Source organism: Streptomyces umbrinus, assembly GCF_030817415.1.
Lineage (GTDB): Bacteria > Actinomycetota > Actinomycetes > Streptomycetales > Streptomycetaceae > Streptomyces > Streptomyces umbrinus_A.
Genome location: NZ_JAUSZI010000002.1, coordinates 4,394,162 through 4,418,198 on the forward strand (window position 1 = coordinate 4,394,162; position 24,037 = coordinate 4,418,198).

Annotated in this window: 23 protein-coding genes; 13 read left to right on the forward strand and 10 right to left on the reverse strand. The window is 70.8% G+C overall.

Going from position 1 to position 24,037, the window contains the following annotated elements; genetic code table 11:
• A complete protein-coding gene (locus QF035_RS19165; protein WP_307521620.1) occupies nucleotides 1-1,401 on the reverse strand; it encodes a DUF3152 domain-containing protein in 1,401 nt (466 codons plus the stop codon).
• Nucleotides 1,402-1,880: 479 nt separating this feature from the next.
• Nucleotides 1,881-2,870: an alpha/beta fold hydrolase gene (locus tag QF035_RS19170; protein WP_269654531.1), complete on the reverse strand. Its 990-nt coding sequence runs from the start codon at nucleotides 2,868-2,870 to the stop codon at nucleotides 1,881-1,883.
• A 193-nt stretch (nucleotides 2,871-3,063) separates the two neighbouring features.
• Here QF035_RS19170 and QF035_RS19175 point away from each other — a divergent pair, with 193 nt between their 5' ends.
• The 4 genes from QF035_RS19175 to QF035_RS19190 all read left to right on the forward strand — a co-directional run bounded on the left by QF035_RS19175 (nucleotide 3,064) and on the right by QF035_RS19190 (nucleotide 4,994).
• Nucleotides 3,064-3,279, forward strand: coding sequence for a hypothetical protein (locus QF035_RS19175; RefSeq protein ID WP_307521621.1), 216 nt, complete (start codon nucleotides 3,064-3,066; stop codon nucleotides 3,277-3,279).
• A 195-nt stretch (nucleotides 3,280-3,474) separates the two neighbouring features.
• Entirely contained in the window at nucleotides 3,475-4,116 is a 642-nt protein-coding gene (locus QF035_RS19180; RefSeq protein WP_143636525.1) for a TetR/AcrR family transcriptional regulator, read from the forward strand.
• Nucleotides 4,117-4,316: 200 nt separating this feature from the next.
• Nucleotides 4,317-4,544: a DUF3107 domain-containing protein gene (locus QF035_RS19185; RefSeq protein ID WP_055610545.1), complete on the forward strand. Its 228-nt coding sequence runs from the start codon at nucleotides 4,317-4,319 to the stop codon at nucleotides 4,542-4,544.
• A 180-nt stretch (nucleotides 4,545-4,724) separates the two neighbouring features.
• Nucleotides 4,725-4,994, forward strand: coding sequence for a hypothetical protein (locus tag QF035_RS19190; RefSeq protein WP_189837497.1), 270 nt, complete (start codon nucleotides 4,725-4,727; stop codon nucleotides 4,992-4,994).
• Between the two features lie 109 nt (nucleotides 4,995-5,103).
• Here QF035_RS19190 and QF035_RS19195 read toward each other — a convergent pair whose 3' ends face one another.
• Entirely contained in the window at nucleotides 5,104-5,841 is a 738-nt protein-coding gene (locus QF035_RS19195) for a ferritin-like fold-containing protein (RefSeq protein ID WP_079052748.1), read from the reverse strand.
• Nucleotides 5,842-6,320: 479 nt separating this feature from the next.
• On the opposite strand from QF035_RS19195, the gene QF035_RS19200 reads away from it, so the two are divergent.
• Together QF035_RS19200 and QF035_RS19205 are read left to right on the forward strand one after the other, a co-directional pair.
• Complete coding sequence (locus tag QF035_RS19200; protein ID WP_307521622.1) at nucleotides 6,321-8,840, forward strand: DEAD/DEAH box helicase; 2,520 nt, start codon at nucleotides 6,321-6,323, stop codon at nucleotides 8,838-8,840.
• 371 nt (nucleotides 8,841-9,211) lie between these two features.
• Complete coding sequence (locus QF035_RS19205; RefSeq protein ID WP_307521624.1) at nucleotides 9,212-10,093, forward strand: alpha/beta fold hydrolase; 882 nt, start codon at nucleotides 9,212-9,214, stop codon at nucleotides 10,091-10,093.
• A 95-nt stretch (nucleotides 10,094-10,188) separates the two neighbouring features.
• Here QF035_RS19205 and QF035_RS19210 read toward each other — a convergent pair whose 3' ends face one another.
• Complete coding sequence (locus QF035_RS19210; protein WP_307521625.1) at nucleotides 10,189-11,091, reverse strand: NYN domain-containing protein; 903 nt, start codon at nucleotides 11,089-11,091, stop codon at nucleotides 10,189-10,191.
• Between the two features lie 214 nt (nucleotides 11,092-11,305).
• On the opposite strand from QF035_RS19210, the gene QF035_RS19215 reads away from it, so the two are divergent.
• Complete coding sequence (locus tag QF035_RS19215; protein WP_107102274.1) at nucleotides 11,306-11,458, forward strand: hypothetical protein; 153 nt, start codon at nucleotides 11,306-11,308, stop codon at nucleotides 11,456-11,458.
• 160 nt (nucleotides 11,459-11,618) lie between these two features.
• On the opposite strand, the gene QF035_RS19220 is transcribed toward QF035_RS19215, so the two are convergent.
• The 3 genes from QF035_RS19220 to QF035_RS19230 all read right to left on the reverse strand — a co-directional run bounded on the left by QF035_RS19220 (nucleotide 11,619) and on the right by QF035_RS19230 (nucleotide 14,243).
• Complete coding sequence (locus QF035_RS19220) at nucleotides 11,619-12,224, reverse strand: MarC family protein (RefSeq protein ID WP_189837492.1); 606 nt, start codon at nucleotides 12,222-12,224, stop codon at nucleotides 11,619-11,621.
• A gap of 246 nt (nucleotides 12,225-12,470) precedes the next feature.
• Entirely contained in the window at nucleotides 12,471-13,337 is an 867-nt protein-coding gene (locus tag QF035_RS19225) for a PHP domain-containing protein (protein ID WP_307521626.1), read from the reverse strand.
• A 264-nt stretch (nucleotides 13,338-13,601) separates the two neighbouring features.
• Nucleotides 13,602-14,243 (reverse strand): DUF6758 family protein, encoded by a 642-nt coding sequence (locus tag QF035_RS19230; RefSeq protein WP_055610553.1) that lies wholly within the window; start codon nucleotides 14,241-14,243, stop codon nucleotides 13,602-13,604.
• 174 nt (nucleotides 14,244-14,417) lie between these two features.
• Between QF035_RS19230 and QF035_RS19235 the strand changes: the two genes are divergently transcribed.
• Entirely contained in the window at nucleotides 14,418-15,683 is a 1,266-nt protein-coding gene (locus QF035_RS19235; protein ID WP_307521627.1) for an MFS transporter, read from the forward strand.
• Nucleotides 15,684-15,733: 50 nt separating this feature from the next.
• Here the strand turns inward: QF035_RS19235 and QF035_RS19240 are convergent, their stop codons facing one another.
• Entirely contained in the window at nucleotides 15,734-16,339 is a 606-nt protein-coding gene (locus tag QF035_RS19240; protein WP_307521628.1) for a suppressor of fused domain protein, read from the reverse strand.
• A gap of 512 nt (nucleotides 16,340-16,851) precedes the next feature.
• Between QF035_RS19240 and QF035_RS19245 the strand changes: the two genes are divergently transcribed.
• Complete coding sequence (locus QF035_RS19245) at nucleotides 16,852-17,961, forward strand: magnesium and cobalt transport protein CorA (protein WP_055610556.1); 1,110 nt, start codon at nucleotides 16,852-16,854, stop codon at nucleotides 17,959-17,961.
• Nucleotides 17,962-17,995: 34 nt separating this feature from the next.
• Complete coding sequence (locus QF035_RS19250) at nucleotides 17,996-18,544, forward strand: hypothetical protein (RefSeq protein ID WP_307521629.1); 549 nt, start codon at nucleotides 17,996-17,998, stop codon at nucleotides 18,542-18,544.
• Nucleotides 18,545-18,784: 240 nt separating this feature from the next.
• Here QF035_RS19250 and QF035_RS19255 read toward each other — a convergent pair whose 3' ends face one another.
• Nucleotides 18,785-19,543, reverse strand: coding sequence for a hypothetical protein (locus QF035_RS19255; RefSeq protein ID WP_307521630.1), 759 nt, complete (start codon nucleotides 19,541-19,543; stop codon nucleotides 18,785-18,787).
• 200 nt (nucleotides 19,544-19,743) lie between these two features.
• Between QF035_RS19255 and QF035_RS19260 the strand changes: the two genes are divergently transcribed.
• The 3 genes from QF035_RS19260 to QF035_RS19270 are packed head-to-tail and all read left to right on the forward strand — an operon-like array spanning nucleotide 19,744 to nucleotide 22,817.
• Nucleotides 19,744-21,051: a magnesium transporter MgtE N-terminal domain-containing protein gene (locus tag QF035_RS19260; RefSeq protein ID WP_307521631.1), complete on the forward strand. Its 1,308-nt coding sequence runs from the start codon at nucleotides 19,744-19,746 to the stop codon at nucleotides 21,049-21,051.
• Nucleotides 21,041-21,640 carry a DUF1003 domain-containing protein gene (locus QF035_RS19265; protein WP_307521632.1) on the forward strand — a complete coding sequence of 200 codons (600 nt, stop codon included), beginning with the start codon at nucleotides 21,041-21,043 and terminating at the stop codon, nucleotides 21,638-21,640. Before QF035_RS19260 ends, QF035_RS19265 begins: the two co-directional genes overlap by 11 nt.
• Before the next feature lie 43 nt (nucleotides 21,641-21,683).
• Nucleotides 21,684-22,817, forward strand: a complete 1,134-nt coding sequence (locus QF035_RS19270) for an Mrp/NBP35 family ATP-binding protein (RefSeq protein ID WP_307521633.1) — start codon at nucleotides 21,684-21,686, stop codon at nucleotides 22,815-22,817.
• A gap of 283 nt (nucleotides 22,818-23,100) precedes the next feature.
• Here the strand turns inward: QF035_RS19270 and QF035_RS19275 are convergent, their stop codons facing one another.
• Nucleotides 23,101-23,757, reverse strand: a complete 657-nt coding sequence (locus QF035_RS19275) for a hypothetical protein (RefSeq protein ID WP_143636559.1) — start codon at nucleotides 23,755-23,757, stop codon at nucleotides 23,101-23,103.
• Nucleotides 23,758-24,037: the final 280 nt, after the last annotated feature.

Below are 24,037 nucleotides of genomic sequence, written 5' to 3' on the forward strand. Positions count from 1 at the left end.
TCAGCTCCCGGAAAACGCCCAGGGGTTGGGCCGGCAGCGGATTCCGTCGTGGTCGAGGAACTTGGTCTGCTGCTGCATGACGGGGGCGAGCGCGCCGTCCACACTGCAGCTCACATGGCCGAAGCCGAGCCGGTGGCCGATCTCGTGGTTGATCAGCATCTGGCGGTACGCGTACATCTTGTCGCCGTACGTCTCGGAACCCTGGGCCCAGCGGTACGCGTTGATCATCACGCGTTCGGTGGCGGCCGAGTCGCAGGAGACGTTGTCCTCGGTGGTGTCGAGGCCCGATTTGGCACACCAGAACGCCGTCGTCCCAGGACTCGCGAGGGTGATGACGAAGTCGGGCTTCCCGGACGAGACCCGCTCGAAGGTACGTCCGCCGTCGTGAGCCCAGCTCCGGTCGTCGTTCAGGGTCTTCTGCACGGCCTCCGCGAAGAGCCCGCCGTCGAGGCCGAGGTCCTTCTCGACGTCGACACGGTAGGTGTATTTCCGCCCGGTCCCCGGCGCCTTGGCGAATCCGGGGACCGCGTCGAATTCCCCGGAGCCCTTGAGATCGGCCGCCAGGGGATACTTCTTCGCCATCTGCTGGGAGTACGACAGCGTGACCGCACCCTCGCCCGCCGACGCGGACGGGACCGGACGGCTGTCGGTGCGCGACGCCGAGTCCTTGCCCTCCCGGTCGGCGCCGCTCGCGGACTGCGGGCGCACGGAGTCGTCCTCGCGCCCGCCGGTGACCTGCCCGGCCACGACAACGGCAAGCACGGTGGTGACGGCGGCGGCCGCGATACCGGTGAAGGCCCGGCCCTTGCCTCCCCTGGCCTTCTCGGGCCGCGCGTCCGGGCGTTCCTGATCGCCCGGGGCCACCTTGTGCTCGACCTCGTCGTCCCAGACGGTGACGGAGGCGTAGGGGCCCGAGCGAAGCGTCGCCGTGGCGGCCGGACGGGGCGCGAAGGAGTCGTCGCCCTGGTCGAAGGCGTCGACGTACGCCTGCCGGGGACCGCCGGCTCCCGACCGGGGCGGCGCGAACCGCTGCCGGGGAACCGTCGGGCCGGGCCGGCCGGGCGGCCCGCCCTGACCTTGTCCGGGCCCGGGCCGCACTGCCCCGGGAGGCCCTTGCGGGGATGCCTGCGGTCCGCCGTACCCGGCGCCCGCGCGCGTCCCACCCCTCAACTCGCCCCACGCACCGCCGGTTTCGCGCTGCTCGGGGTGCCCACCGCGGACCCGCGGTACGCCGTGAGCGGGGGTTCCGTCGGGGTAACGCGGCGTGCCACGGACCGGAGCCCCGTCGGGCAGCCCGGGAAACCCGTGCGCCGGAGTCCCGTCGGGCAACCGCGGAAAGCCGTGGGCAGGGGTGCCGTCCTGCGGGCGCGGAACCCCACGAGCGGGCGTTCCGTCCTGCATCCGCCCGTCCTGCGGCCGCCCGTCCTGCATCCGCGGAAAGCCGTGAGCCGGAGTTCCGTCGGGAAGGCGCGGAAACCCGTACGCGGGTGTGCCGTCGGGAAGCCGCCCGGCGGGCGCTCCCCCACCGGCCGCTCCTCCCGTCGGCGGGCCGCCGGAGAACCGCGAAGGTCCCCCCGTCGGCGCGCCACCCGCGAATCCCGGGGCCCCGCCCGGAGGCATCCCGCCCCGCGGAGCTCCCTGCCCCTGTACGCCCTCGGGCCCTCGGGGTGCCCACCCCTCGGGCAGCCGGGGCACACCCTGGGCCGGCGGCCCGCCCCTCGGCGGCTGAGTCGCCTGCTGCTCAGCAGACCCCCGCCGGCGCCCGGCCCGTTTCCTCTTCTCCGGCTCCGGTTCCGACCGGGCAGCGGGAACCACGTGTATGTCGGCGGTGTCGCCCTTGGGGGCCGGCCCGCGGCGGCTGTGACGTCCCACGTCCCGCCTCAGCTCCTCGCGCTGGTAGGGCCGGTGTCGGCCAACTCGCCGGTGTCCGCGAGGAGTTCGCGGAAGGCCGTGGCCACGGTCTCCGGGTACTCCATCATCGCCACATGTCCCGCGTCAGGCAACGTCAGCAGCCGCGAGTCGCGAAAGGCGCGTGCCGCGCGCTGGGCCATACGGTACGAGACGAGCTGGTCGCGACCCCCGTAGACGAGGAGTGTCGGCGCGAGCACCCGCTCGGCCTGGCGCCACAGTCCGTGCTGGCCACCCAGTGTGTACGCGTTCACGATGCCGCGTGCCGAGCGTGCCATGGCGTCCCAGAAGTAGGGGAGGGCGAGCCGCCGCTCCATCTCCTCGACCGCGTTGCGGAATCCCTCGGGCGTGACCATGCCGGGGTCGCCGTAACAGAGCGCCGTGACCCCTCGTACGCGCTGTTCGGCCGACCAGTCCTTGGTGAACCTGGTGAACAGGCCCGCGACACCGGGCAGGGCGAGCAGCGCTGTCGGCACGGCCGAGCGCTGCACCCGGATCTCCGGGAGCGCCGGCGAGACGAGGGTCAGCGTGCGCACGAGATCGGGCCGTACGGCCGCGACGCGCGTGGTGACCGCGCCGCCCAGCGAGTTCCCGAAAAGGTGCACGGGACCGCGCTCGGCCGCGTCGAGAAAACGGATGACCGCGCGCGCGTGCCCGGTCACCGAGTAGTCGCCGTCGTCCGGCGGCGGCGAGTCGCCGAAGCCCGGCAGATCGACGGCCTCGCTGTCCACGAGGCCGTCCATGAGGGGCATCAGCGCCGACCAGTTCTGCGAGGAACCGCCCAGCCCGTGCACGTACAGCGCGGGCGGCAGTCCCTCCCGCACCGGCGGTCTCGACCGCACCGTCAGCGTGATCCCGGGGAGCCCGACCGTGCGCAGCCGCTCCCCCGCGGCCACCCTGACGGTCCCGACCTTCGGAGCGACTGAAGTGGCCAGTACGGACGGCAGTTCGGTCGAAGACATGCGGCAATGTTACGAGACGATCACGCGCTGGATCGTGTGTTCGCAGTCACAGGGCCCGGTGTCGCACGACGGACTACGACCGGACGGCGGCGCGATCGCATAGCGTCCCGATCTCGACTCTCATACGCTTCATAGACGAGGGCACTCGTTACTCGCACAAGAGCGCACTCGCACCCACTCGGGAAGAGGACACATGACCGTCGACCCCACCGACCCCGAGACCATCGAGGAATCCGACGACACCGAGATCGGTGTCGAGGCCCCCGAAGCCGACGCGGCCGAACAGCACGCGGACCTGGCACCCCACCGCGACGAATCGCTGACCGATGCGGACAAGGACAGCGCCGACGAGGCGGACCTCGCGGAACAGGCGAGAGTCGTCGAACTCGACGAGGACGACTACCGCTGAGCCGAGGTGAGGCGAACCTGGCCGGGGCCGGAGAAGACCTGACCGCCCGGTATGCCCCTTCATCAAGCGTTATGCAGGGTTTTCACCGGCGTCCGGTCCGTGAAATTCTGCGCTCGCACCGCGCACACCACGGTTACCGAAAAGTACGATGGCCGCGCGGCGCTCACCGCAATGTGGACGATTTTGGGAGGCGGCGTGACAGCCATCGAGCAGACAGAGGCGGCGCGCCCGCGGGGCACACGCCTGCCGCGCCGTGCCCGACGCAACCAGCTCCTCGGCGCTGCCCAGGAAGTGTTTGTCGCGCAGGGGTATCACGCGGCCGCGATGGACGACATCGCCGAACGCGCGGGCGTCAGCAAGCCGGTGCTCTACCAGCACTTTCCCGGCAAACTCGACCTCTACCTCGCGCTGCTGGACCAGCACTGCGAGTCACTGCTGCAGGCCGTGCGGGCCGCCCTGGCGTCCACCACGGACAACAAGCTGCGGGTGCGGGCGACCATGGACGCGTACTTCGCGTACGTGGAGGACGACGGCGGCGCGTTCCGCCTGGTCTTCGAGTCGGACCTGACGAACGAACCCGCCGTGCGCGAGCGGGTCGACAAGGTCACGTTCGAGTGCGCGGAGGCGATCTGCGAGGTCATCGCGGAGGACACCGGTCTGTCCAAGGCCGAGTCGATGCTGCTGGCCTCGGGTCTCGGCGGACTCGCCCAGGTGGTGGCCCGCTCCTGGCTGCACAGCGACCGCAGCGTGCCGCGCGACCAGGCGGTGCAGCTGCTGACCTCGCTGGCATGGCGGGGCATCGCCGGTTTCCCGCTGCACGGCAGCGAGCACCACTGATCACGGGGATCGCGGCAGCACTGATCCCGGGGATCACAGAGGTCACCACGGGGGATCACCACTGACCGCCACTTTGTTCCCACCGGATGTTCGCTCCTGGCGTTCTCGGGCGGAGCATGTACGTCCCCTCACCGGGCTAATGTGTGCTGCGTACGGCGCGGACGAACGCGCACATCAGTGACCGTCGGAGGGACATAGCCGTGGAGGTCAAGATCGGCGTGCAGCACGCGCCCCGCGAGATCGTTCTGGAGAGCGGTCAGACCCCGGAAGAGGTCGAGCGCGCGGTGTCCGAGGCGCTGGCCGGCAAGTCGCAGCTGCTCAGCCTCGTGGACGACCACGGCCGCAAGGTCCTGGTTCCGGCGGACCGCCTCGCCTACGTGGAGCTCGGCGAGCCGACGACCCGCAAGGTGGGCTTCAGCGCGCTGTAAGGCGAAGAGAAGGGGCTCGGTGGCAACTGCCGCCGAGCCCCTTTTCCATGCTCTCGCCCCAGGTGTCCGTGCTTCACGGATGGAGCACAACTCGCTCACAGAGGAGGATTGCATTCCGCAGGTCACGGGTATGCAGGGCTACGACCGAAGTGCACACGGCCGTGCGGGAGGGACCCCCTGATGTTCTTGGAAGCGCTCGGCTCCGCGATCCTCGGTCTGGCACTGGCCTGGGCTGCCGCGTATCGCCTGCCGCACCGCCTGCCCGCTCGCCGCCTCGTCCTCGGGACAGGCATCGCGGGAGGCCTTTTCGGCGCCTTCCTCACCCACACCGCCCTGGGCTCCGTCGGCTTCCTGCCCGTAATGCTCGGCGCGGTGGCGGTCTCGGCAGCCTCCGTCTCCCTGCTCCTGCGCCCCGCGGGAAGACTCGGCCGCCACTCGGCAACGGTGTAAGAGACGACGACTGAGGCGCCCCTTTAGGGGCGCGGGGAACTGCGCGACCAGCCCCCACGCACCCGCAGAAAACAAACGAGCCCAGAAAACGAACCGGCGCCAAAAAGGGCTAGGCGGCCAAGCCCAGCGCAGCCATCCGCTTCGTGTGCGCCTCGGTGATCCGCGAGAACATCCGCCCCACCTCGGCGAGATCGAACCCATCGGCCACCCCACCGACGAGCATCGTCGACAGGGCGTCCCGGTCGGCAACCACCCGCTGGGACTGCGACAACGCCTCACCCATCAACCGCCGCGCCCACAGGGCGAGTCGACCGCCCACACGCGGATCCGCGTCGATGGCGGCCCGCACCTTCTCGACGGCGAACGACGCGTGCCCGGTGTCGTCGAGCACGGCCAGTACGAGTCCCCGCGTATCGGAGTCGAGGCGGGCCGCGACCTCCCGGTAGAAGTCACTGGCGATCGAGTCGCCGACGTACGCCTTGACGAGCCCCTCCAGCCAGTCCGAGGGCGCGGTCTGCTTGTGGAAACCGTCGAGCGCGGCGACGAACGGCTCCATCGCCTGCGTCGGCTCCGCCCCGATCTCCGTGAGCCGGTCCCGCAACTGCTCGAAGTGGTGGAACTCCGCCGACGCCATCTTCGCCAGCTCCGCCTTGTCCGCGAGCGTCGGCGCCAGCTTCGCGTCCTCCGCGAGGCGCTCGAACGCCGCCAGCTCCCCGTACGCGAGCGCTCCGATCAGGTCCACGACCGCGGCGCGGTACTGGGGGTCGACGGAGGCCTTGGCCCAGTCCTGGGCGGCGACTCCGGTGTGAGCGGCAGATGCGTCGGAAGCGTTGTCAGGCGTCGTCATGAAGCGCACAATAGCCCGCCCACCGTACGACGGAAGGCCCTGGTCAATCAGTGTGACGACGACTACGTGACCAAATCGGCCATCGCATATGCGCGATTCCGGGGTATGGTGGTAATGCGCTCGCTGAGTTGATCTACGTAACTCGACGGGCCGCACGAATGAGGATGCCCGGTCGGTGGCCCGATCGGCTCCGACCAGACAGCCCTCCACGTCGGTACGGCACATTGCGTACGACACCCGGAGGGAACCCTCAGCGGCACGAGAGCTCGAGCGTCGGCAGTGGTCCCATGCCACCCGGCCCGCTGGTCAAGAGCGGCCGACGTCCCCGGCACGGTCCCGACACGACCCCCGCGCTCGCCTCGCACCGCGTACACAGAAGAGGCAGCACCCTGACTACTTTCCGAGACCTCGGGATCCTTCCCGAGACTGCCGAGGCCCTTGAGGCGGTCGGCATCACGAGTCCCTTCCCCATCCAGGAGATGACGCTCCCCGTTGCCCTGACCGGCACCGACGTCATCGGCCAGGCCAAGACCGGCACCGGCAAGACGCTGGGCTTCGGCCTTCCGCTCCTGGAGCGCGTGACCGTTCCCGCGGACGTCGAGGCGGGCCGGGCCCAGCCCGAGCAGCTCACCGACGCCCCGCAGGCCCTCGTCGTCGTCCCGACGCGCGAGCTGTGCACGCAGGTCACGAACGACCTGCTGACCGCCGGCAAGGTCCGTAACGTACGCGTTCTGGCCATCTATGGCGGCCGGGCGTACGAGCCGCAGGTCGAGGCCCTCAAGAAGGGCGTCGACGTGATCGTCGGCACCCCGGGCCGGCTGCTGGACCTGGCGGGCCAGCGGAAGCTCGACCTCAAGCACATCAAGTCCCTCGTCCTCGACGAGGCCGACGAGATGCTCGACCTGGGCTTCCTGCCCGACGTCGAGAAGATCATCAACATGCTGCCGGCCCGCCGTCAAACGATGCTGTTCTCGGCGACCATGCCGGGCGCGGTCATCGGTCTCGCGCGCCGCTACATGTCGCAGCCCACACACATCCGCGCCACGGCGCCGGACGACGAGGGCCAGACGGTCCGCAACACCAAGCAGTTCGTCTACCGCGCGCACAACATGGACAAGCCGGAGATGGTCTCGCGGATACTGCAGGCCGACGGCCGCGGTCTCGTGATGGTCTTCTGCCGCACCAAGCGGACGGCGGCGGATCTCGCCGACCAGTTGCAGCAGCGCGGTTTCGCCTCCGGCGCGGTCCACGGCGACCTCGGCCAGGGCGCCCGCGAGCAGGCGCTGCGCGCCTTCCGCAACGGCAAGGTGGACGTGCTCGTCTGCACCGACGTGGCCGCGCGCGGCATCGACGTCGAGGGCGTCACGCACGTCATCAACTACCAGTCCCCCGAGGACGAGAAGACGTACCTGCACCGCATCGGCCGTACGGGCCGCGCGGGTGCCAAGGGCATCGCGATCACCCTCGTCGACTGGGACGACATCCCGCGCTGGCAGCTCATCAACAAGGCGCTGGACCTCGGTCTGAGCGACCCGCCGGAGACGTACTCCACGTCCCCGCGCCTCTACGAGGAGCTGAGCATCCCGGCGGGCACCAAGGGCGTCCTGCCGCGTGCCGAGCGCACCCGCGCCGGTCTCTCCGCCGAGGTGGTCGAGGACCTCGGCGAGACCGGCGGGCGTGGCCCGCGCGGCCGCGGTGGCCGTTCCGGCGCCCCGGCCTCGGCCTCCGCCCCGGTCGCCGAGCGCGACCGCGAGCGCCCGGCCCGTACGCCGCGTCGCCGTCGCCGCACCCGCAACGGCACGCCGCTCGACGCCACGGAGCAGCAGACCACCCCTGAGACCACGGAGTCGGCGCCGGCCGCCGCGGCCACGGAGCCGCGCACGCCGCGTCGCCGTCGTCGTACGCGTTCCGGTGGCGCGTCGGAGGCCGCCGAGACGGCCGTCGCCACGGCCGAGGGCACGGTGGCGGACGCCGCCGGGCCGATCGCGTCGGCCGAACCGGTCGCCGCGGAGCCCAGGTCGCGTCGCCGCCGTTCGCGCCGGACCGCGGAGGCCGCTCAGCCCGAGGTCGCCGTCGTCGAGGAGGCACCCACGGCTCCCGTGGCCCCCGTCGCCGAGGCGGTCGAGGTGTCCGAGCCGGCGTCCGAGACCAGGCCGCGCCGCCGGACCCGTAAGGCCGCCACGGCCGCCGAGACCGCGGTGGACACCGCCGAGGGCACGGTCGTCGAGGCGGCGGAGGTCACCGAGACGAAGCCGCGCCGCCGTACGCGGAAGGCCGCCCAGGCCCCCGAGGCCGTGGTGGAAGCCGCTGTCGAGCCGGTGGAGGCCGTCGAGGCCAAGCCGCGCCGCACTCGCAAGGCGACGACCACGGCGGCCGCGGAGGCCGCCCTGGACACCGCCGAGGCCGCGGAGGCCAAGCCGCGCCGCCGTACTCGTAAGGCCGCCGCTTCCGACGAGGTCGCCGCAGCCGTCGAAGCCGCCATCCCGGCCCAGGTGGCCGAGGAGGCCGAGGCCAAGCCGGGCCGCCGCACCCGCAAGGCCGTCACGGCCGCCACTGTCGCGGAGATCGCTCCGGTGGACGAGGCGCCCGTCGCGGAGGCCAAGCCGCGTCGGCGTACGCGCAAGGCCGCCGAGGTAGCGGTGGACACCGCTGAGGGCACCACAGTCGAGGCACCGGCGGCCGCGGCGACGAAGTCGCGCCGCACCCACAAGACCGCGGCAGCCGCAGAGGCCGCCGTGGACACCGCGGAGGCGACCGAGGCTGCCGAGACGAAGCCCCGCCGCCGCACCACCCGCAAGGTCGCGGTCGCCGAGGCCGACATCCCGGCCCAGGCCACCGAGGCCGCCCCGGCCGAGGCCCCGGTCAAGCCGCGCCGCACCCGCAAGACGGCGGCCACGGCCACCGTCGCGGACGCTGTCACGGCGGAGGCCGCCCCCGAGGCCAAGCCCCGCCGCCGTGCGCGCAAGACGGCAGCGGTCGCCGAGACGACGGAGAGCTGACGCTCACACCTGACGGCCCGGTCCCCCTTCGGCGGGGCCGGGCCGTCGGCGTTCCCGCACGCGGTCGCGGGTCTGTCGCGACGTTCCCGCACACGGTCGCAGGCCCGTCGTCGGCATTCCCGCACACAGTCGCAGGCCGTCGCCGGCATCCCCGCACACAGTCGCAGGCCGTCGCCGGCATTCCCGCACACGGTCGCGGGGCCCCTCGTCGGCGTCCCGCGCGACCGCCGGCCCATCGCGGCATTCCCGCACACGGCCACAGGCCGTCGTCGGCGTCCCCGCACACGGTCGTGGGCCGTGTCCCCGGCCCGTCGTCCCTCGGCCGCCGCCCGGCATGCCGTTCGAAAGGTTCCCCGGATAGCCTCCTCCTCATGAGCAGGCCCGCCACTTTCGTCCCGCCGTCCGGAGCCCGCGCGTATCGGCTCGCCACCGCGCGCGGGGAGTTCGCCGTGATCGAGGCGGGCAGCCCCGAGAAGGGCACCGCGCTCCTGCTGCCGGGGTTCACCGGCAGCAAGGAGGACTTCATCTCGCTGCACGAACCGCTGGCCGCGGCCGGATACCGGACCGTCGCCGTGGACGGGCGCGGTCAGTACGAGTCGCCGGGCCCGACAAACGACGAAGCGCCTTACGCGCAGGCCGAGTTGGCGCAGGACGTCCTCGCCCAGATCGACGCGCTGACCGGCGGTCCGACCGACGGCCCGCGGGAGCGCGTCCACCTCGTGGGCCACTCCTTCGGCGGGCAGGTCGCCCGGGCGGCCGTGCTGCTGGATCCGTCCCGTTTCCGGTCGCTCACCCTGATGGCGTCGGGCCCCGCCGAGATCTCCCCCTCCCAGCAGCAGCGCGTGAAGCTCCTGCGGGACGCGCTCGCCGTGATGGACCTGGGTCAGGTGTGGGAGGCCATCCAGGCGCTTGAGCCGCCGGAGGACGCCGAGGGCGACCTGGACGCGGGTCTGGACGACCAGGACGACCTGAAGCGGCGCTGGCTCGGCAACAGCCCGGCCCAACTCATCGCGGCGGGGCGGCAGTTGTGCGAGGAGCCCGACCGGGTGGCCGAGCTGGCCGCCGTCGGACTGCCCGTCCATGTCCTGTCGGGCGAACGCGACGACACATGGCCTGTGCCGCTCCTCGACGACATGGCCGTACGCCTCGACGCGCACCGCACGATCGTCGGCGGGGCCGAGCACTCACCCAACTCGGACCGTCCGCGGGAGACGGCGGAGGCGCTCGCGGCGTTCTGGCACCAGGTGAGCTGACGCTCTGCCCGCAAGTTCTTCGGCTGCGGGCCGTTCGTGGCTGGGCGCGCAGTTCCCCGCGCCCCTTATGGGGCCGGCCCGAAGCAGCAGACGAGCTAGTACTGCCCCTGCAAGTGCTCCCAGAAGCCGTCCCGCAGGGACCTTCGCAGATCCGCCTGCCCCCGCAGCGAGTACTGCAGCAGCCCCTCCGCCTCCACGAGCAGATCCTGGTCGACAGGCCCTGGCAGATAGGGATGCCCGGGCAGCAGCTCCGCCAGCGCCTCGCGCCCCCGCGCGGCCAGCCACTTCGCGGCGATCTGCGCGCCCACGAACCGCACGTCCTCGCGCGTGGGCCGGCCCGCCGCCGACGTGTCGTACGAGGCGGAGGTCCGCCGGGCGACGTACGGCTTGAAGAACTCCAGGTCGAACGTGCGCTGACTGTCGACCTCCCAGAGCAGCGGCTCCGCCTGGTTGCGCCCCTCCGGCGCCTCGATGCCCCAGAGGTGCACGCGGGCCCCGTACCCCTGCGCCGCCTCGACCGCCGAGACCAGGTCCTCGTCGCCGCCGATGAGCGCCGCGTCGCTGATGGCGCGGTGCCGGGCCAGCGACTCCAGATCCGTACGGATCAGGGAGTCGACGCCCTTCTGCTGGTTGTTGGCGTTGAGGTTGCCGAGGCGGACCTTCACGTCGGGCAGCTCGGCGATGGACTGCTGCTCCGCGGTGTGGATGCGGCGCCGCGCCCCGTCGTACCAGTAGACGCGCAGCAGCCTGCTGTCCGCGAAGATCGTGCGGGCCCGGTCGATGAGCGCCTCGATGAGTCCCTCGGCGTCCAGATCGAAGGCCCGGCGGTCCTCCGTCCCGGCGACGAGCCGGCCCGCGGCCGCGTAGAGATACCCCGCGTCGACGAAGATCGCATGAGTCGACGGCGTCTTCGCCACCTCGGCGAGCATGCGCAGGAGCAGCTCGTTCGTGCGGTCGATACGCGCACCGAGCACCGCTGGATCGAGGTCGTCATTCATATGCGCCTCATTGTCGCAGGCGGTCACGGGACGAACACAACCGGTCCGGAAATCGATCTGAAAGCCGGCTTGGAGACCGGTCGGATACCAGTCAGTAGTTAGCCGTTCGAAAAATTTCTTTAGCGTAGGGAATGTTTGTAACACGCATGCCGTTGGATCCCTATGTAACCAAGTAGTTCTCCTCAGGAGGATGACCAGACGAAGGGAGAAGCCTGTGCGCTTCGAAATCATGCGCCTTGACGACGTCGACGGAACCCCCGTGGACAGCACCGTCGTGGACGCCGCCTCCGTCAACCGGATCGTTCAGCAGGCCGCAGCCATCGGGCAGCGCCTCTGGATCCGCCCGGCCAACACCTCGGCCTCATAACATCGGACGCTCGACAGACGAAGACTGACTGACGGACAGACAGACTTCAGAACCCCCGTACGGCACCGACGCCGTACGGGGGTTCTGCGTTGCGCGGCCGGCGCCTCGGAGGGTGCGGTTCTGCGTTGCGCGGCACCGCGGAGGGCGCGCGCAAAGGCGCTCAGCTGCTCTGGATGACCTGCGTGACGCCGTTGATGATCTGCTGCACGGCGATCGCGGAGAGCATCATGCCCGCGAGCCGCGTCACCAGCACGACACCGCCGTCCTTGATGACCCGGATGATCAGCAGCGAGTACCGCATCACCACCCACAGCACGACATGGATCGCGACGATCGCGGCCCACACCGACACCTGCGACGCCACGCCGTCGGCCTTCTGCACGGCGAGGATGACGGACACGATCGCGCCCGGCCCGGCGAGCAACGGCATGCCCAGCGGCACGAGGGCGACGTTGACGTCCTTCGTCTGCTTGGGCTCGTCCGTCTTGCCCGTGAGCAGGTCGAGCGCGATGAGCAGGAGCAGCAGCCCGCCCGCGATCATCAGCGCGGGGACGGACACGTGCAGGTAGTTGAGGATCTGGTGCCCGAGCAGCCCGAAGACGGCGATGACTCCGCCGGCCACGCAGACGGCCTGGAACGCCATCCGCTTCTGCACCTTGGCCGGCCGTCCGGCCGTCAGCGCGAGGAAGATCGGGGTGATCCCGGGGGGATCCATGATGACGAAGAGGGTCAGGAAGAGGGAGCCGAAGACGGCGAGGTCGAACACGGTGAGCCTTGCGAGAAGAGGGACGAGACGAGGAAGTGGAACAGCGAGGACGGGCCGTAGGACGGCGCAGCGCCCATCGCTGTGGGCAGGCGTTGCGCGGCCCGGGAGGGGTGGGCACAGCCGGCAACCGGTGGGCATGGCCCGGGGCGCGACCGCCTTCGGAAGCGACTGAGCGGGAACCGGGCAGGAACCGAGCGGAACTGGGCAGGAAGCGAACGAGACCGTGCCGGGGGTCGGCGGGACCGCTCAGCGCCCAGCGCCTCCGCCGGCGCCCGGTACGGGAAACGCGCCGGTGGCCCGCCGGGTGATCTCCCCGTAGATCTCGGGATCCGTCGTGAACTCCCCGAGCACACACGTCTTGCGGCTGCCGTGATAGTCGCTGGAGCCGGTCGGCAACAGCCCCAACTCGCCCGCGAGGCCGCGCAGTCGGGCCCGGGTGGCCGGTTCGTGGTCCATGTGGTCGACCTCGATCCCGTCGAGCCCGGCCGCCGCGAGCTCCGCGATCGCGGACTCCGGCACGGTCTGCCCACGCTTGGAGGCGGCGGGATGCGCGAAGACGGTCACGCCGCCCGCGGCCTTGACGAGCCGGATCATCTCGAAGGGGTCCGACTCGTGCTTCTCGACGTAGGCGCGCCCGCCGTCGGCGAGCCACTCGGTCGTGAACGCGTCGGAGACGCTGCGTACGACACCCAGCTCGACCAGCGCGGTGGCGATGTGCGGCCGCCCCACGGAACCGCCGGCCGCGATGCGCTCGACCTGCTCCCAGGTGACCGGCACGCCCAGCTCCTGGAGGTTGGCGATCATCGCCTGGGCCCGCGGCACCCGGTCGTCGCGTACGAGCTCGCGCTCGCTCAGCAGCTCGGGCTCCTCGGGATCGAAGAGGTACGCCAGCATGTGCAGCCCCACTCCGTCGAGACGGCAGGAGAGCTCGGCTCCCGTCACCAACGTGAGCCCGGCGGGCAGGGCCGCCAGGGCCTCCGCGTACCCGCGGGTGGTGTCGTGATCGGTCAGCGCGACGACGTCGAGCCCGGCGGCACCGGCGTTGCGCACCAGCTCGGCGGGGGTGTCCGTACCGTCGGACGCCGTGGAGTGGCAGTGCAGATCGATGCGCACGACACAGACTCCAGACACGAACGGAACAAGACGGACCGCTCAAGGATAACGGCCCCAGGAACGCCCCCTGTCACACCCAAAGCACGGGGTCACCCCCTACAAACGGCTCTGCGGCAGGGCGCTTGTTCTTTTCAGGGGCGCAGGAGGACAGCTCCGTGGCAGCACGCCCGCACTTTTCAGGGGCGCGGGGAACTGCGCGACCAGCCACACACCACCCGCACCCGGCAGACCACAGACACCCCACCCCCGTGGCCGCCCAAAAAACTACGGCTCAAGAATCCGCGGCGACAACGCCCCACAAGGCAACAGATCCACTTCCGCCCCCGCATCCCGCAGATCCGTGAGCACCAGCTCGTCATACATCAGCAACCCCGACTGCTCGGGCCACACAACGGCCCACAGCCACAACCCCCGCGCCTCCCCCGCGAAGACGGCCCGGTCGTCGGGTGTCCCGGCGACATGCCACAACGGCGTCGGCCGCCCCGCGGCGAGCAACTTCGCCTGGGCGGGCTTCTCGACGCTCATGTACGGCCCCGGATCGGGCCCGTCGATCCCCGCGTACCGCGCGCCGAGCCCGACCCCGAGTTCCTCGGCGATGAGCACCAGCTCCCCTATGCCACCGAGCGGCCCCGGCCCGGAGCAGGCCACCGCCGTGGCGCGACCGCCACTGCGGTCGTCGCCGGCGAACGCGGCGCCCGTGAAGAGCCAGCCGACGGGCAGCGGCCACGGCATCCACACCGGTACGCGCGCACGGTGCACGACCACGCCGAGGGCTTCGACGCTGGGCGGGATCACGGGCTGCAGCGGATGCACGATGCCGTGCACATCGCACTGCCAGGAGTCGGCAAAGAGGCCGGGAGCCCTGACCCGGCCACCACACTTCGGGCAACTGGGTTCGCCCCTCATAGGGCCCAACGGTCCTCCCCGTATTTGGTTGCGTCAAGGACGATCACCCGTCCGGCGTGTGCCTGTCACCTTCCCCTCACCTCGGAAAACTAGATGTAGCTTGCATTTATTAGTCGAGCTAACTTATTATGTGTATACGCCAACGATCCCGATGCGAGGAGTGAAGGAGCCGGCATGAACAGCGGTACGGCAGAGCACACAGGAGGTCCCGCCGAAGGGGACACGTTCGACGCGGGGGCCGGCGGCCTCCTGCGTCAGCCGAAGGCGGTCTGGGCGACCGCCGGGGCATCCGTCGTCGCCTTCATGGGCATCGGGCTCGTCGACCCGATCCTGCCCTCCATCGCCAAGGGCCTGGACGCCACCGCGGGCCAGGTCTCGCTGCTCTTCACCTCCTACTTCCTGATCACGGCCGTCGCGATGCTGGTCACGGGCTTCGTCTCCAGCCGCATCGGCGGCCGCAGGACCCTGCTCCTCGGCCTCGCCCTGGTCGTGGTCTTCGCGGGCCTGTCCGGCACGTCCGGTTCGGTCGGCGAACTCGTCGGATTCCGCGCGGGCTGGGGGCTCGGCAACGCGCTGTTCGTCTCGACGGCCCTCGCGGTCATCGTCGGCGCGGCGGCCGGCGGCAGCGCCGCGGCGATCCTGCTGTACGAGTCCGCCCTGGGCCTCGGCATGGCCTGCGGACCCCTGCTGGGCGCACTGCTCGGGGACGCCAGCTGGCGCTACCCGTTCTTCGGCACCGCGGTCCTGATGGCGATCGGGTTCCTGTGCATCACGGCGTTCCTGAAGGAGCAGCCGAAGCCCGCGCGCAAGACCGGCCTGCTCGACCCGATCAAGGCGCTCGGCCACGGCGGGCTCGCCTCGGCGGCCGCCTCCGCGTTCTTCTACAACTACACGTTCTTCACCGTGCTGGCCTTCACGCCGTTCGTGCTGAACATGAGCCCGTACAAGTCCGGCGCGGTCTTCTTCGCCTGGGGGCTGCTGCTCGCGGTGTTCTCGGTGCTCGTGGCGCCGCGACTGCAGGCACGGTTCGGGTCGCTGAAGGTGCTCGGCGGTTCACTGGTGCTGCTCGCGGCCGACGTGCTCGTCCTCGGCTACGGCAGCCACACCGCGGCCGTCGTCTGCACGATCCTCTCCGGCGCCTTCATCGGCGTGAACAACACCGTCTACACGGAGCTCGCGCTCGGCGTCTCGGACGCCCCGCGCCCGGTGGCGAGCGCCGGCTACAACTTCGTCCGCTGGTTCGCGGCCGCCGCCGCGCCCTTCTTCGCGCCGAGGATCGAGGAGTGGACCGACATCCACATCCCGTTCGTGGTCGCGACGGTCACCGCGGTACTGGGTGCGGTCGTCGTCCTCGTACGCCGGAAGTCGCTCGCACACGAGGCCGAGGAACTCGAGACCCGGCACGCGACCGAGGACAGTGTGGCCGTGTTTGCCAACTGACGGATTTCGGCCACGGGTTGGTGACGTTACTCACCCCCGGGCCGCCCGGATCAGTCCAGTGGGACGGACGTGCGTGAGGGATCGCGCAGGTCCGTTCCGCTCGTCAGCCAGCGCTCCTGGAGGGCCCCCGCGCCGTGCACCCGCTTCCACGCGGCCTCGTTCGGCGTCATGGGGAGCAGCGGCAGGAAACGTACGGGATCGAGGGGTGCGTCGAGCTCCAGGTCCTCGATCAGACCGCCCGCCTCGGCGACCAGTACGGAGGTGAAGGGGGCGCCCGGCCACAGGGGCTCACCCACGTCGAGCGAGGCGCCCGGGGCCACGACCAGGCCCTCGACCTGCGGGGACGCGGCCAGTACGGCGAGCGGGCGGAGCACCTTGTCGGTGTCGGCGGCGCCGGCCCGTACGGAGAGGACCAGCTCGGCGCGCGGACCCGCGACCGGGTCTGCGACGACCGCCGTGGGGTCGGCCATCGGCTGGGCGGACATGCCGAGCGTGGCGTAGCGGACGATCCCCGTGTCCGTTCCTCCGCCGGTTCCGTCCGTGAAACGGAGCACCTCGATGCGGTCCGTGCCGAGGAAGGTCACCGCGGCGCGCGCGTCCGGTTCGCCCAGCGCGGTACGCAACCGGGTCTCGACCAGAGGAAGAACATCAGCCATGCGCCGAGCATAGAACTCGTCAGTGACGGGCAAAGCGACGGCTTGACACTTCAGTCGGCTGATAGTCTTGGCCGCTGGTCGGGGCAGCACGCAGAAGCGTCGCTCTCGAGTCCCGACCCAAGTCTCGACAGTCTCGACGCATGAGACTCCCCTACGGGGGATGGACCTCCCCTACGGGGGACCGGCCGGAGGAGGTGGGGCTCCATGGATCGAAGTCGACCGTGCAGTACCACCCGCTCTTCCGGCTGCTGAGTCCCTCTCAGCTCCAGAGCTCACGCTCTACTGGCTGCCACCTCTCGCTCTCGCGTCCTGGCCTCCGGTGCACAACGGAAGAGCACTTCGTTTTTCCTGATCTGTCTGAATTTTCTGATCTGTATCAGTAGCGAAGCTGCCACCGCGACGGTGCGGTGCTCCCCGCTTTGTGGACGTGCCAAACATCCGCAGTCAGGACGTCCCCATTCCGGGCAGTCTCAACCGTTGCCGGCGGCTCTCGTTCCGCGAAGGAGCCAGCCATGTCGATGATTCGTGACCTGCGTGCCGCGGTCCGTCCCTCGCTGCGCAAGGACGGCGGCGCGTACGACACCACCCGCGCGGCCGGGGCCAGTTCGGCCGTCGTGGACTGCGCGGTCTACCGCGACGGCGTCCGCCTCCCGTCCGACGACGGCCTCACCCCGCGTGCGGCGATCCGTCAGGCGCGGCGGGACGGCGGGTTCGCCTGGATCGGTCTGCACGAGCCGACCGAGGCCGAATTCGCCGGTGTGGCCGCCGAGTTCGGGCTGCACCCGCTGGCCGTCGAGGACGCCGTCCACGCCCACCAGCGCCCCAAGCTCGAGCGGTACGACGACACACTGTTCGCCGTCTTCAAGACCATCCACTACGTCGAGCACGACGAGCTCACCGCCACCAGCGAGGTCGTCGAGACCGGCGAGGTGATGTGCTTCACCGGACGGGACTTCTTCATCACCGTGCGGCACGGCGGCCAGGGCTCGCTGCGGGCGCTGCGGCACCGGCTGCAGGACGACCCCGAGCTGCTCACCAAAGGCCCCTCGGCCGTGCTGCACGCCATCGCCGACCACGTCGTCGACGGGTACGTGGCCGTCGCGGACGCCCTTCAGGACGACGTCGACGAGGTCGAGACCGAGGTGTTCTCGCCCGGGCCCCGGGGCGGGGTGTCGCGCGGTGTCGACTCGGCGCGGATCTACCAGCTCAAGCGCGAGGTGCTGGAGTTCAAGCGCGCGGTGTCGCCGCTGATGCGGCCCATGCAGCTGCTCAGCGAGCGGCCGATGCGGCTGGTCGACCCCGACATCCAGAAGTACTTCCGCGATGTCGCCGACCACCTCGCGCGGGTCCAGGAGCAGGTCGTCGGCTTCGACGAACTGCTCAACTCGATCCTCCAGGCCAACCTCGCGCAGGCCTCCGTCGCGCAGAACGAGGACATGCGCAAGATCACCTCCTGGGCGGCGATCATCGCCGTGCCGACGATGGTGTGCGGTGTGTACGGCATGAACTTCGACCACATGCCGGAGCTGCACTGGAAGTACGGCTACCCGGTGATCATGGGCATCACCGTGGTGCTCTGCCTGGGCATCCACCGCACCCTGAAGCGCAACGGCTGGCTCTGACCTGCCCCGAGGGGCCCGGCACTAGGCTGGCCCCATGTCGGATCAGCTGCTCGATCAGGCCCTCGTCGAGGAGGCCACCAAGAAGTCCGGACTCGTCTGGGTGCGGGGGCTTCCCGCCCAGGGGGCCGGGGTCTCCGTCCAGAAGGACGGTGCGTCCTCCCAGGCCCTGTGGCACGTGTGGCACGACGGGGCGGTGTGTCTGGTCGGGGACGGGCCCGGTGAGCAGCCGTTGCCCGGGCTCGTGGACGGGGGCGAGGCCGTCGTCACCGTCCGCAGCAAGGACAAGGGCGGTCGCCTTGTCTCCTGGTCCGCGAAGGTGGTGGAGCTCGCTCCCGGGTCCGAGGAGTGGGACGCGGCCGTCGGCGAGCTGAAGGGCAAGCGGCTGAACGCGCCCGACGGCGAGGCCATGACCGGGCGGTGGGCCCGGGAGTGCCGGGTGGTTCGGCTCGCGCCGACGGGGTCGACCGCGTCGCTGCCGGACGGATCGCTCGCCGCGGTGCCGTTGCCTACGTCTGCGACTACGCGGCAGGCGATTCCGGCGGGGTTGCCGCGGCTGCTTTTCAAGAAGCGCAAGCGCCGCTGAACGCTCCGCGGGGGCCGTTGTCGTCTGCGGGTTGTTCGTGGCTGGTCGCGCAGTTCCCCGCGCCCCTAAAAGCGTGGCTGCGCCCCTGCTTTTGTCTTTAGGGGCGCGGGGAACTGCGCGCTCAGCCACGAACAACCCGCGTTTGCATCCACCGGCCTCAGCCACCCCCTCCAGGGGCGCGGGGAACTGCGCGACAAGCCACCACGCACCCGCAGCCGACCCACAACCCTGCACCAGCCCTCAGGACGACGGGAGCTGCTGTCCATAGTCGACCGTGTCGTCCTTGTCCGGGGCCTCCAGGGCAAACCCCTTGCCCCAGTCCGTCAGGCGGAGCGTCCCCGCCCCGCCGGCGCGGACGAGCAGGAGAGGGTACGGCTTGCCCTCCAGGGAGACGTCCAGCTCGCCGCCGGAGCCCTTGTCACCGGTGATCCGGATCGTGCGGAGCCCGCGCTGCTCATGGTGGCCGTCGGTGGCCAGCTCACCGTGGAGGGTGAGGAGGCCGTCGAGGAGCACGTCCTTGTCGGTGAAGACACTGAGCTGCTTGTAGGCGGGGTCACCCTTGGGGACCTTCACATACTTGCCCTCGAGCTTGCCCGCGGCCGTCGCGTCGGACGTACCGTCGTCGCTCTTGCCGTCCTGGTGGTCCCAGAAGTCCGCGTCGGCCTTGATGAAGAGGTGCTCGTCGACCCGTAGGAGCTGGAACGTCACTCCCTTCGAAGTGACCGAGCCGGTGCCGCCGTCACCCTTCAGCTGCATGTCCAGCTTGTAGGTGCGCTTGCCGCTGATCACGGCGCCCGACAGCCGTACCGTCTCCGCGGCCTGGGCGGCCGACTGCGTTCTGCTCTGGATCTTGGCAGGGGGCAGTTTCCCGACCCCGTTCGTGCCCGCGTCCGGGTCGTCACCGCCGCACCCCGTCACCCCTGTCCCCGTCACGACCAGCGCACACACGGCGCTCGCCAACGCGGCCCTACGGGTACGTCCCTGGGGAATCGCAGTCACAGGTGGCGCTGCCTCTCATGCGGGTGACCTCAACGGCGTACCGCAGCGTACCGGGGCCCCCTACGCCACTCGGAGTCAGTCCGTCCGCACCGCTCACCAGGGCGTATCCGACCGGGACGGGCTAGCCTGAAGCCCACCCGAGCGGACATGACACACCAAAACACCCGTACCGAAGCCCGTACGAAGAAGGAGGCGCGGGCATGGCGGCAGGCGCCCCCAGGATCTTCGTCTCACACCTCTCCGGCATCGCCGTCTTCGACCCGAGCGGCGACCAGGTGGGCCGGGTGCGCGACCTGGTCGCCATGCTGCGCGTCGGGAGGCGGCCCCCTCGGCTGCTCGGCCTCGTCGTCGAACTGTCCACCCGCCGCCGCATCTTCCTGCCCATGACCCGGGTGACCGGCATCGAGTCGGGTCAGGTCATCACCACCGGCGTCCTCAACGTCCGCCGCTTCGAGCAGCGGCCCACCGAGCGGCTCGTCATCGGGGAGCTGCTCGACCGGCGGGTCACGCTCGTCGAGACGGACGAGGAGGTCACCGTCCTCGACATCTCCATCCAGCAGTTGCCCGCCCGTCGCGACTGGGAGATCGACCGGGTCTTCGTACGGAAGGGGCGCATGGGCAGCGCCTTCCGGCGGGCCAGGGGCGAGACGCTGACCGTCGAGTGGTCGGCCGTCACCGGGTTCTCGCTGGAGGAGCACGGGCAGGGCGCCGAGAACCTCCTCGCCACCTTCGAGCAGCTGCGCCCCGCCGACCTCGCGAACGTGCTGCACCATCTGTCCTCCAAGCGGCGCGCGGAGGTCGCGGCCGCCCTGGACGACGACCGGCTCGCGGACGTCCTGGAGGAGCTCCCCGAGGACGACCAGATCGAGATCCTCGGCAAGCTCAAGGAGGAGCGCGCCGCCGACGTCCTGGAGGCGATGGACCCCGACGACGCGGCCGACCTGCTCGGTGAGCTGCCGGAGGAGGACAAGGAGCGTCTGCTGGCGCTGATGCGGCCGGACGACGCGGCGGACGTACGGCGGCTGATGGCGTACGAGGAGCGCACCGCGGGCGGTCTGATGACGACCGAGCCGATCGTGCTGCGTCCCGACGCGACCGTCGCGGACGCGCTCGCGCGGGTGCGCAACCCCGACCTCTCCCCCGCGCTGGCCGCCCAGGTGTACGTGTGCCGCCCGCCGGACGAGACGCCGACCGGCAAGTACCTGGGCACGGTCCACTTCCAGCGGCTGCTGCGCGATCCGCCGTACACGCTCGTCGGCTCGATGATCGACGACGATCTGCAGCCGCTGGACCCGGAGGCCGTACTGCCCGTCGTGGCGGGCTTCTTCGCGGCGTACGACATGGTCGCGGCGCCCGTCGTCGACGAGAGCGGCTCGCTGCTGGGCGCGGTCACCGTGGACGACGTACTCGACCACATGCTGCCCGAGGACTGGCGCGAGACGGAGTTCCACCTGGACGGGGAGACACCGGCGGAGACGGCCGGTGAGGGGGCTTCTGATGGCTCCTGAGCGCGAGGCCTCCCGCGAACGGGCCGCCACCGGGGCGACCGCCGCCGGCCGGCCGCGCACCCGGCTCGACCAGCCGCAGCCGCCGCGGCGCCGGTTCCTGCCCGAGTACGACCCGGAGGCCTTCGGCCGGCTGTCCGAGCGGATCGCCCGTTTCCTCGGCACCGGGCGGTTCATCGTCTGGATGACGTTCGTCATCATCCTGTGGGTGGTGTGGAATGTGTTCGCGCCGCGTGACCTGCGCTTCGACAACTACCCGTTCATCTTCCTGACGCTGATGCTCTCGCTCCAGGCCTCGTACGCCGCCCCGCTGATCCTTCTCGCGCAGAACCGGCAGGACGACCGCGACAAGGTCAACCTCGAACAGGACCGCAAGCAGAACGAGCGGTCCATCGCGGACACCGAGTACCTGACCCGGGAGATCGCCGCGCTGCGCATGGGCCTCGGCGAGGTCGCCACCCGTGACTGGATCCGCTCGGAGCTGGAGGACCTGGTCAAGGAGCTGGACGAGCGGCGTCCCGGGGCGCGCGGCGACGCTCGTGTCGTATTCCCGGCAGAACACCCTCGGGGACGTGACGTAGACGACCGGTGACAGGCTTTCCAGGGCCGGTGGGAAGCGCCGTACCATCGACCCTATGGCTACGGAAGACGCGGTGCGTGAAGCACTGGCGACAGTGAACGACCCCGAGATCCATCGTCCGATCACCGAGCTCGGAATGGTCAAGTCGGTGGAGATCGGTGCGGACGGTGCTGTCGCGGTCACCGTCTACCTCACGGTCTCCGGCTGTCCGATGCGCGAGACCATCACGAAGAACGTCACGGACGCCGTCGCGGCGGTCGAGGGCGTCACCCGTGTCGACGTGACGCTGGACGTGATGGGCGACGAACAGCGCAAGGAGCTGGCGTCCGCGCTGCGCGGCGGCCAGGGCGAGCGGGAGGTCCCGTTCGCCAAGCCGGGTTCGCTGACGCGTGTGTACGCGGTCGCCTCCGGCAAGGGCGGCGTCGGCAAGTCGTCCGTGACGGTCAACCTCGCGGCGGCGATGGCCGCCGACGGCCTCAAGGTCGGTGTCGTGGACGCCGACATCTACGGCCACTCCGTGCCCCGCATGCTCGGCGCCGACGGCCACCCGACCCAGGTCGAGAACATGATCATGCCGCCGTCGGCGAACGGCGTGAAGGTCATCTCGATCGGCATGTTCACCCCCGGCAACGCGCCCGTCGTGTGGCGCGGCCCGATGCTCCACCGCGCCCTCCAGCAGTTCCTCTCGGACGTCTACTGGGGCGACCTGGACGTCCTGCTCCTGGACCTTCCGCCGGGTACGGGCGACATCGCGATCTCCGTCGCGCAGCTCGTCCCGAACGCGGAGATCCTGGTCGTGACGACGCCTCAGCAGGCCGCCGCCGAGGTCGCCGAGCGGGCCGGCTCGATCGCCGTCCAGACCCACCAGAAGATCGTGGGCGTCGTCGAGAACATGTCGGGCATGCCGTGCCCGCACTGCGACGAGATGGTCGACATCTTCGGCACGGGTGGTGGCCAGTCGGTCGCCGACGGCCTGACCCGCACCACCGGTGCCACCGTCCCGGTGCTCGGCTCCATCCCCATCGACCTCCGCCTCCGCGAGGGCGGCGACGAGGGCAAGCCGGTGGTTCTGACGGACCCCGACTCCCCCGCGGGGTCCGCCCTGCGAGCCATCGCCGGCAAGCTGGGCGGCCGTCAGCGGGGTCTGTCGGGCATGTCCTTGGGCATCACCCCGCGGAACAAGTTCTAGGACTTCGCCCAATGCCCTGCGGCCGCTTCTTGTGGGGCGGCTGCGGGCCGGTGGGGGCTGGTCGCGCAGTTCCCCGCGCCCCTCAAAGAGACGGGCCTGCTTTTAGGGGCGCGGGGAACTGCGCGCTCAGCCACGAACAACCCGCACGTGTACCCACCGGCCTCAGCCACCCCCTCCAGGGGCGCAGGGAACTGCGCGACCAGCCCCCACGCACCCGCGGGCGACGAACGACACCGAGGAGGGCACCGTCAGCAGACGGTGCCCTCCTCGCTCAGCCCGCCGCCTAGGCGTACGTAGCGATGTCCTTGATCACGGCGAAGCCCAACCCGTACGCGCTCATCCCCCGCCCGTACGCCCCCAGGTGGACCCCCTCCTGCGTGGACCCCGCAAGAACCCACCCGAACTCGGACTCGCGGTAGTGGAACGGCGTCGGAACGCCGTCCACGGGAAGCGAGAGCGTGGACCAGTCGGCGCCGTCCAGATCGTCCGCGAGGACCCACGCCGTCTCGGTCTGCTGGTCCAGCCAGTCGTCCCGCAGCGTGTGGTCCATCTGCCCGGGCCAGGTGAAGGACAGCAGCCCGACCCCCGCGAGCCAGGCCGCCGAGGACACCGAGGTGGCCTCCAACAGCCCCGTGCCGTCGGCACTGCGCCGCACCGGGCTGGCCGCCACGGTCACCACGACCGCGAACCGCTCCTTGTCCTCCGTGGTCTCGCCGCGTACCGAGGGCTCGTCGCCGTGCCCGATCGATCCGTGCTCAATGGCTCCGTCGGCCGAAGCACCGACCTGCATCAGCCAGCGCGGTCCCGTGAAGGCCTCGTCGAGGCCGTACCACGGGAAGGGCGCCAGCAGGTAGCCGTCGACCGTGCGCCGGGCGGAGGGGACCTGTTGTCCGCCCTCCGCAGCCGGCGCCTGCGCGCCTACCCGACTTGTCGTCTCCATCGCCCGGACGCCTCCTCGCTCTAGTCGGACCGGGCGGCCCGCCCCCCTTCGGGCGTCCTTCCGGTCCGCACAACAACTAGGCAGGATAGCCACAGGTCCGCGGCGCCCCGGGAAACCGGTCGGCTCGTGGGTCGCGTAGGCGTCACATCCGGCCCCCTTTGAGCAGGCAGAACGCAGGCGGCGTACGGGGAAAAGGGGTGTCGGCGACCCGGCCGAAGCGCGTTCCGGACGGCGGGCGTGCCGCACGTCGACGGGCCGCGGGCGTACGCCTTGGACCCGG

Bases quoted from the DNA above. Each gene is read 5' to 3' on its own strand.
- QF035_RS19250 (WP_307521629.1), top strand. From the start codon at position 17,996: ATGTCGGATCAGCTGCTCGATCAGGCCCTCGTCGAGGAGGCCACCAAG.
- QF035_RS19210 (WP_307521625.1), bottom strand. From the start codon at position 11,091: ATGAATGACGACCTCGATCCAGCGGTGCTCGGTGCGCGTATCGACCGC.
- QF035_RS19195 (WP_079052748.1), bottom strand. From the start codon at position 5,841: ATGACGACGCCTGACAACGCTTCCGACGCATCTGCCGCTCACACCGGA.
- QF035_RS19165 (WP_307521620.1), bottom strand. From the start codon at position 1,401: ATGCAGGACGGAACGCCCGCTCGTGGGGTTCCGCGCCCGCAGGACGGC.
- QF035_RS19245 (WP_055610556.1), top strand. From the start codon at position 16,852: ATGTCGATGATTCGTGACCTGCGTGCCGCGGTCCGTCCCTCGCTGCGC.
- QF035_RS19170 (WP_269654531.1), bottom strand. From the start codon at position 2,870: ATGTCTTCGACCGAACTGCCGTCCGTACTGGCCACTTCAGTCGCTCCG.
- QF035_RS19200 (WP_307521622.1), top strand. From the start codon at position 6,321: ATGACGCTCCCCGTTGCCCTGACCGGCACCGACGTCATCGGCCAGGCC.
- QF035_RS19235 (WP_307521627.1), top strand. From the start codon at position 14,418: ATGAACAGCGGTACGGCAGAGCACACAGGAGGTCCCGCCGAAGGGGAC.
- QF035_RS19190 (WP_189837497.1), top strand. From the start codon at position 4,725: ATGTTCTTGGAAGCGCTCGGCTCCGCGATCCTCGGTCTGGCACTGGCC.
- QF035_RS19265 (WP_307521632.1), top strand. From the start codon at position 21,041: ATGGCTCCTGAGCGCGAGGCCTCCCGCGAACGGGCCGCCACCGGGGCG.
- QF035_RS19240 (WP_307521628.1), bottom strand. From the start codon at position 16,339: ATGGCTGATGTTCTTCCTCTGGTCGAGACCCGGTTGCGTACCGCGCTG.
- QF035_RS19230 (WP_055610553.1), bottom strand. From the start codon at position 14,243: ATGAGGGGCGAACCCAGTTGCCCGAAGTGTGGTGGCCGGGTCAGGGCT.
- QF035_RS19275 (WP_143636559.1), bottom strand. From the start codon at position 23,757: ATGGAGACGACAAGTCGGGTAGGCGCGCAGGCGCCGGCTGCGGAGGGC.
- QF035_RS19175 (WP_307521621.1), top strand. From the start codon at position 3,064: ATGACCGTCGACCCCACCGACCCCGAGACCATCGAGGAATCCGACGAC.
- QF035_RS19270 (WP_307521633.1), top strand. From the start codon at position 21,684: ATGGCTACGGAAGACGCGGTGCGTGAAGCACTGGCGACAGTGAACGAC.
- QF035_RS19205 (WP_307521624.1), top strand. From the start codon at position 9,212: ATGAGCAGGCCCGCCACTTTCGTCCCGCCGTCCGGAGCCCGCGCGTAT.
- QF035_RS19260 (WP_307521631.1), top strand. From the start codon at position 19,744: ATGGCGGCAGGCGCCCCCAGGATCTTCGTCTCACACCTCTCCGGCATC.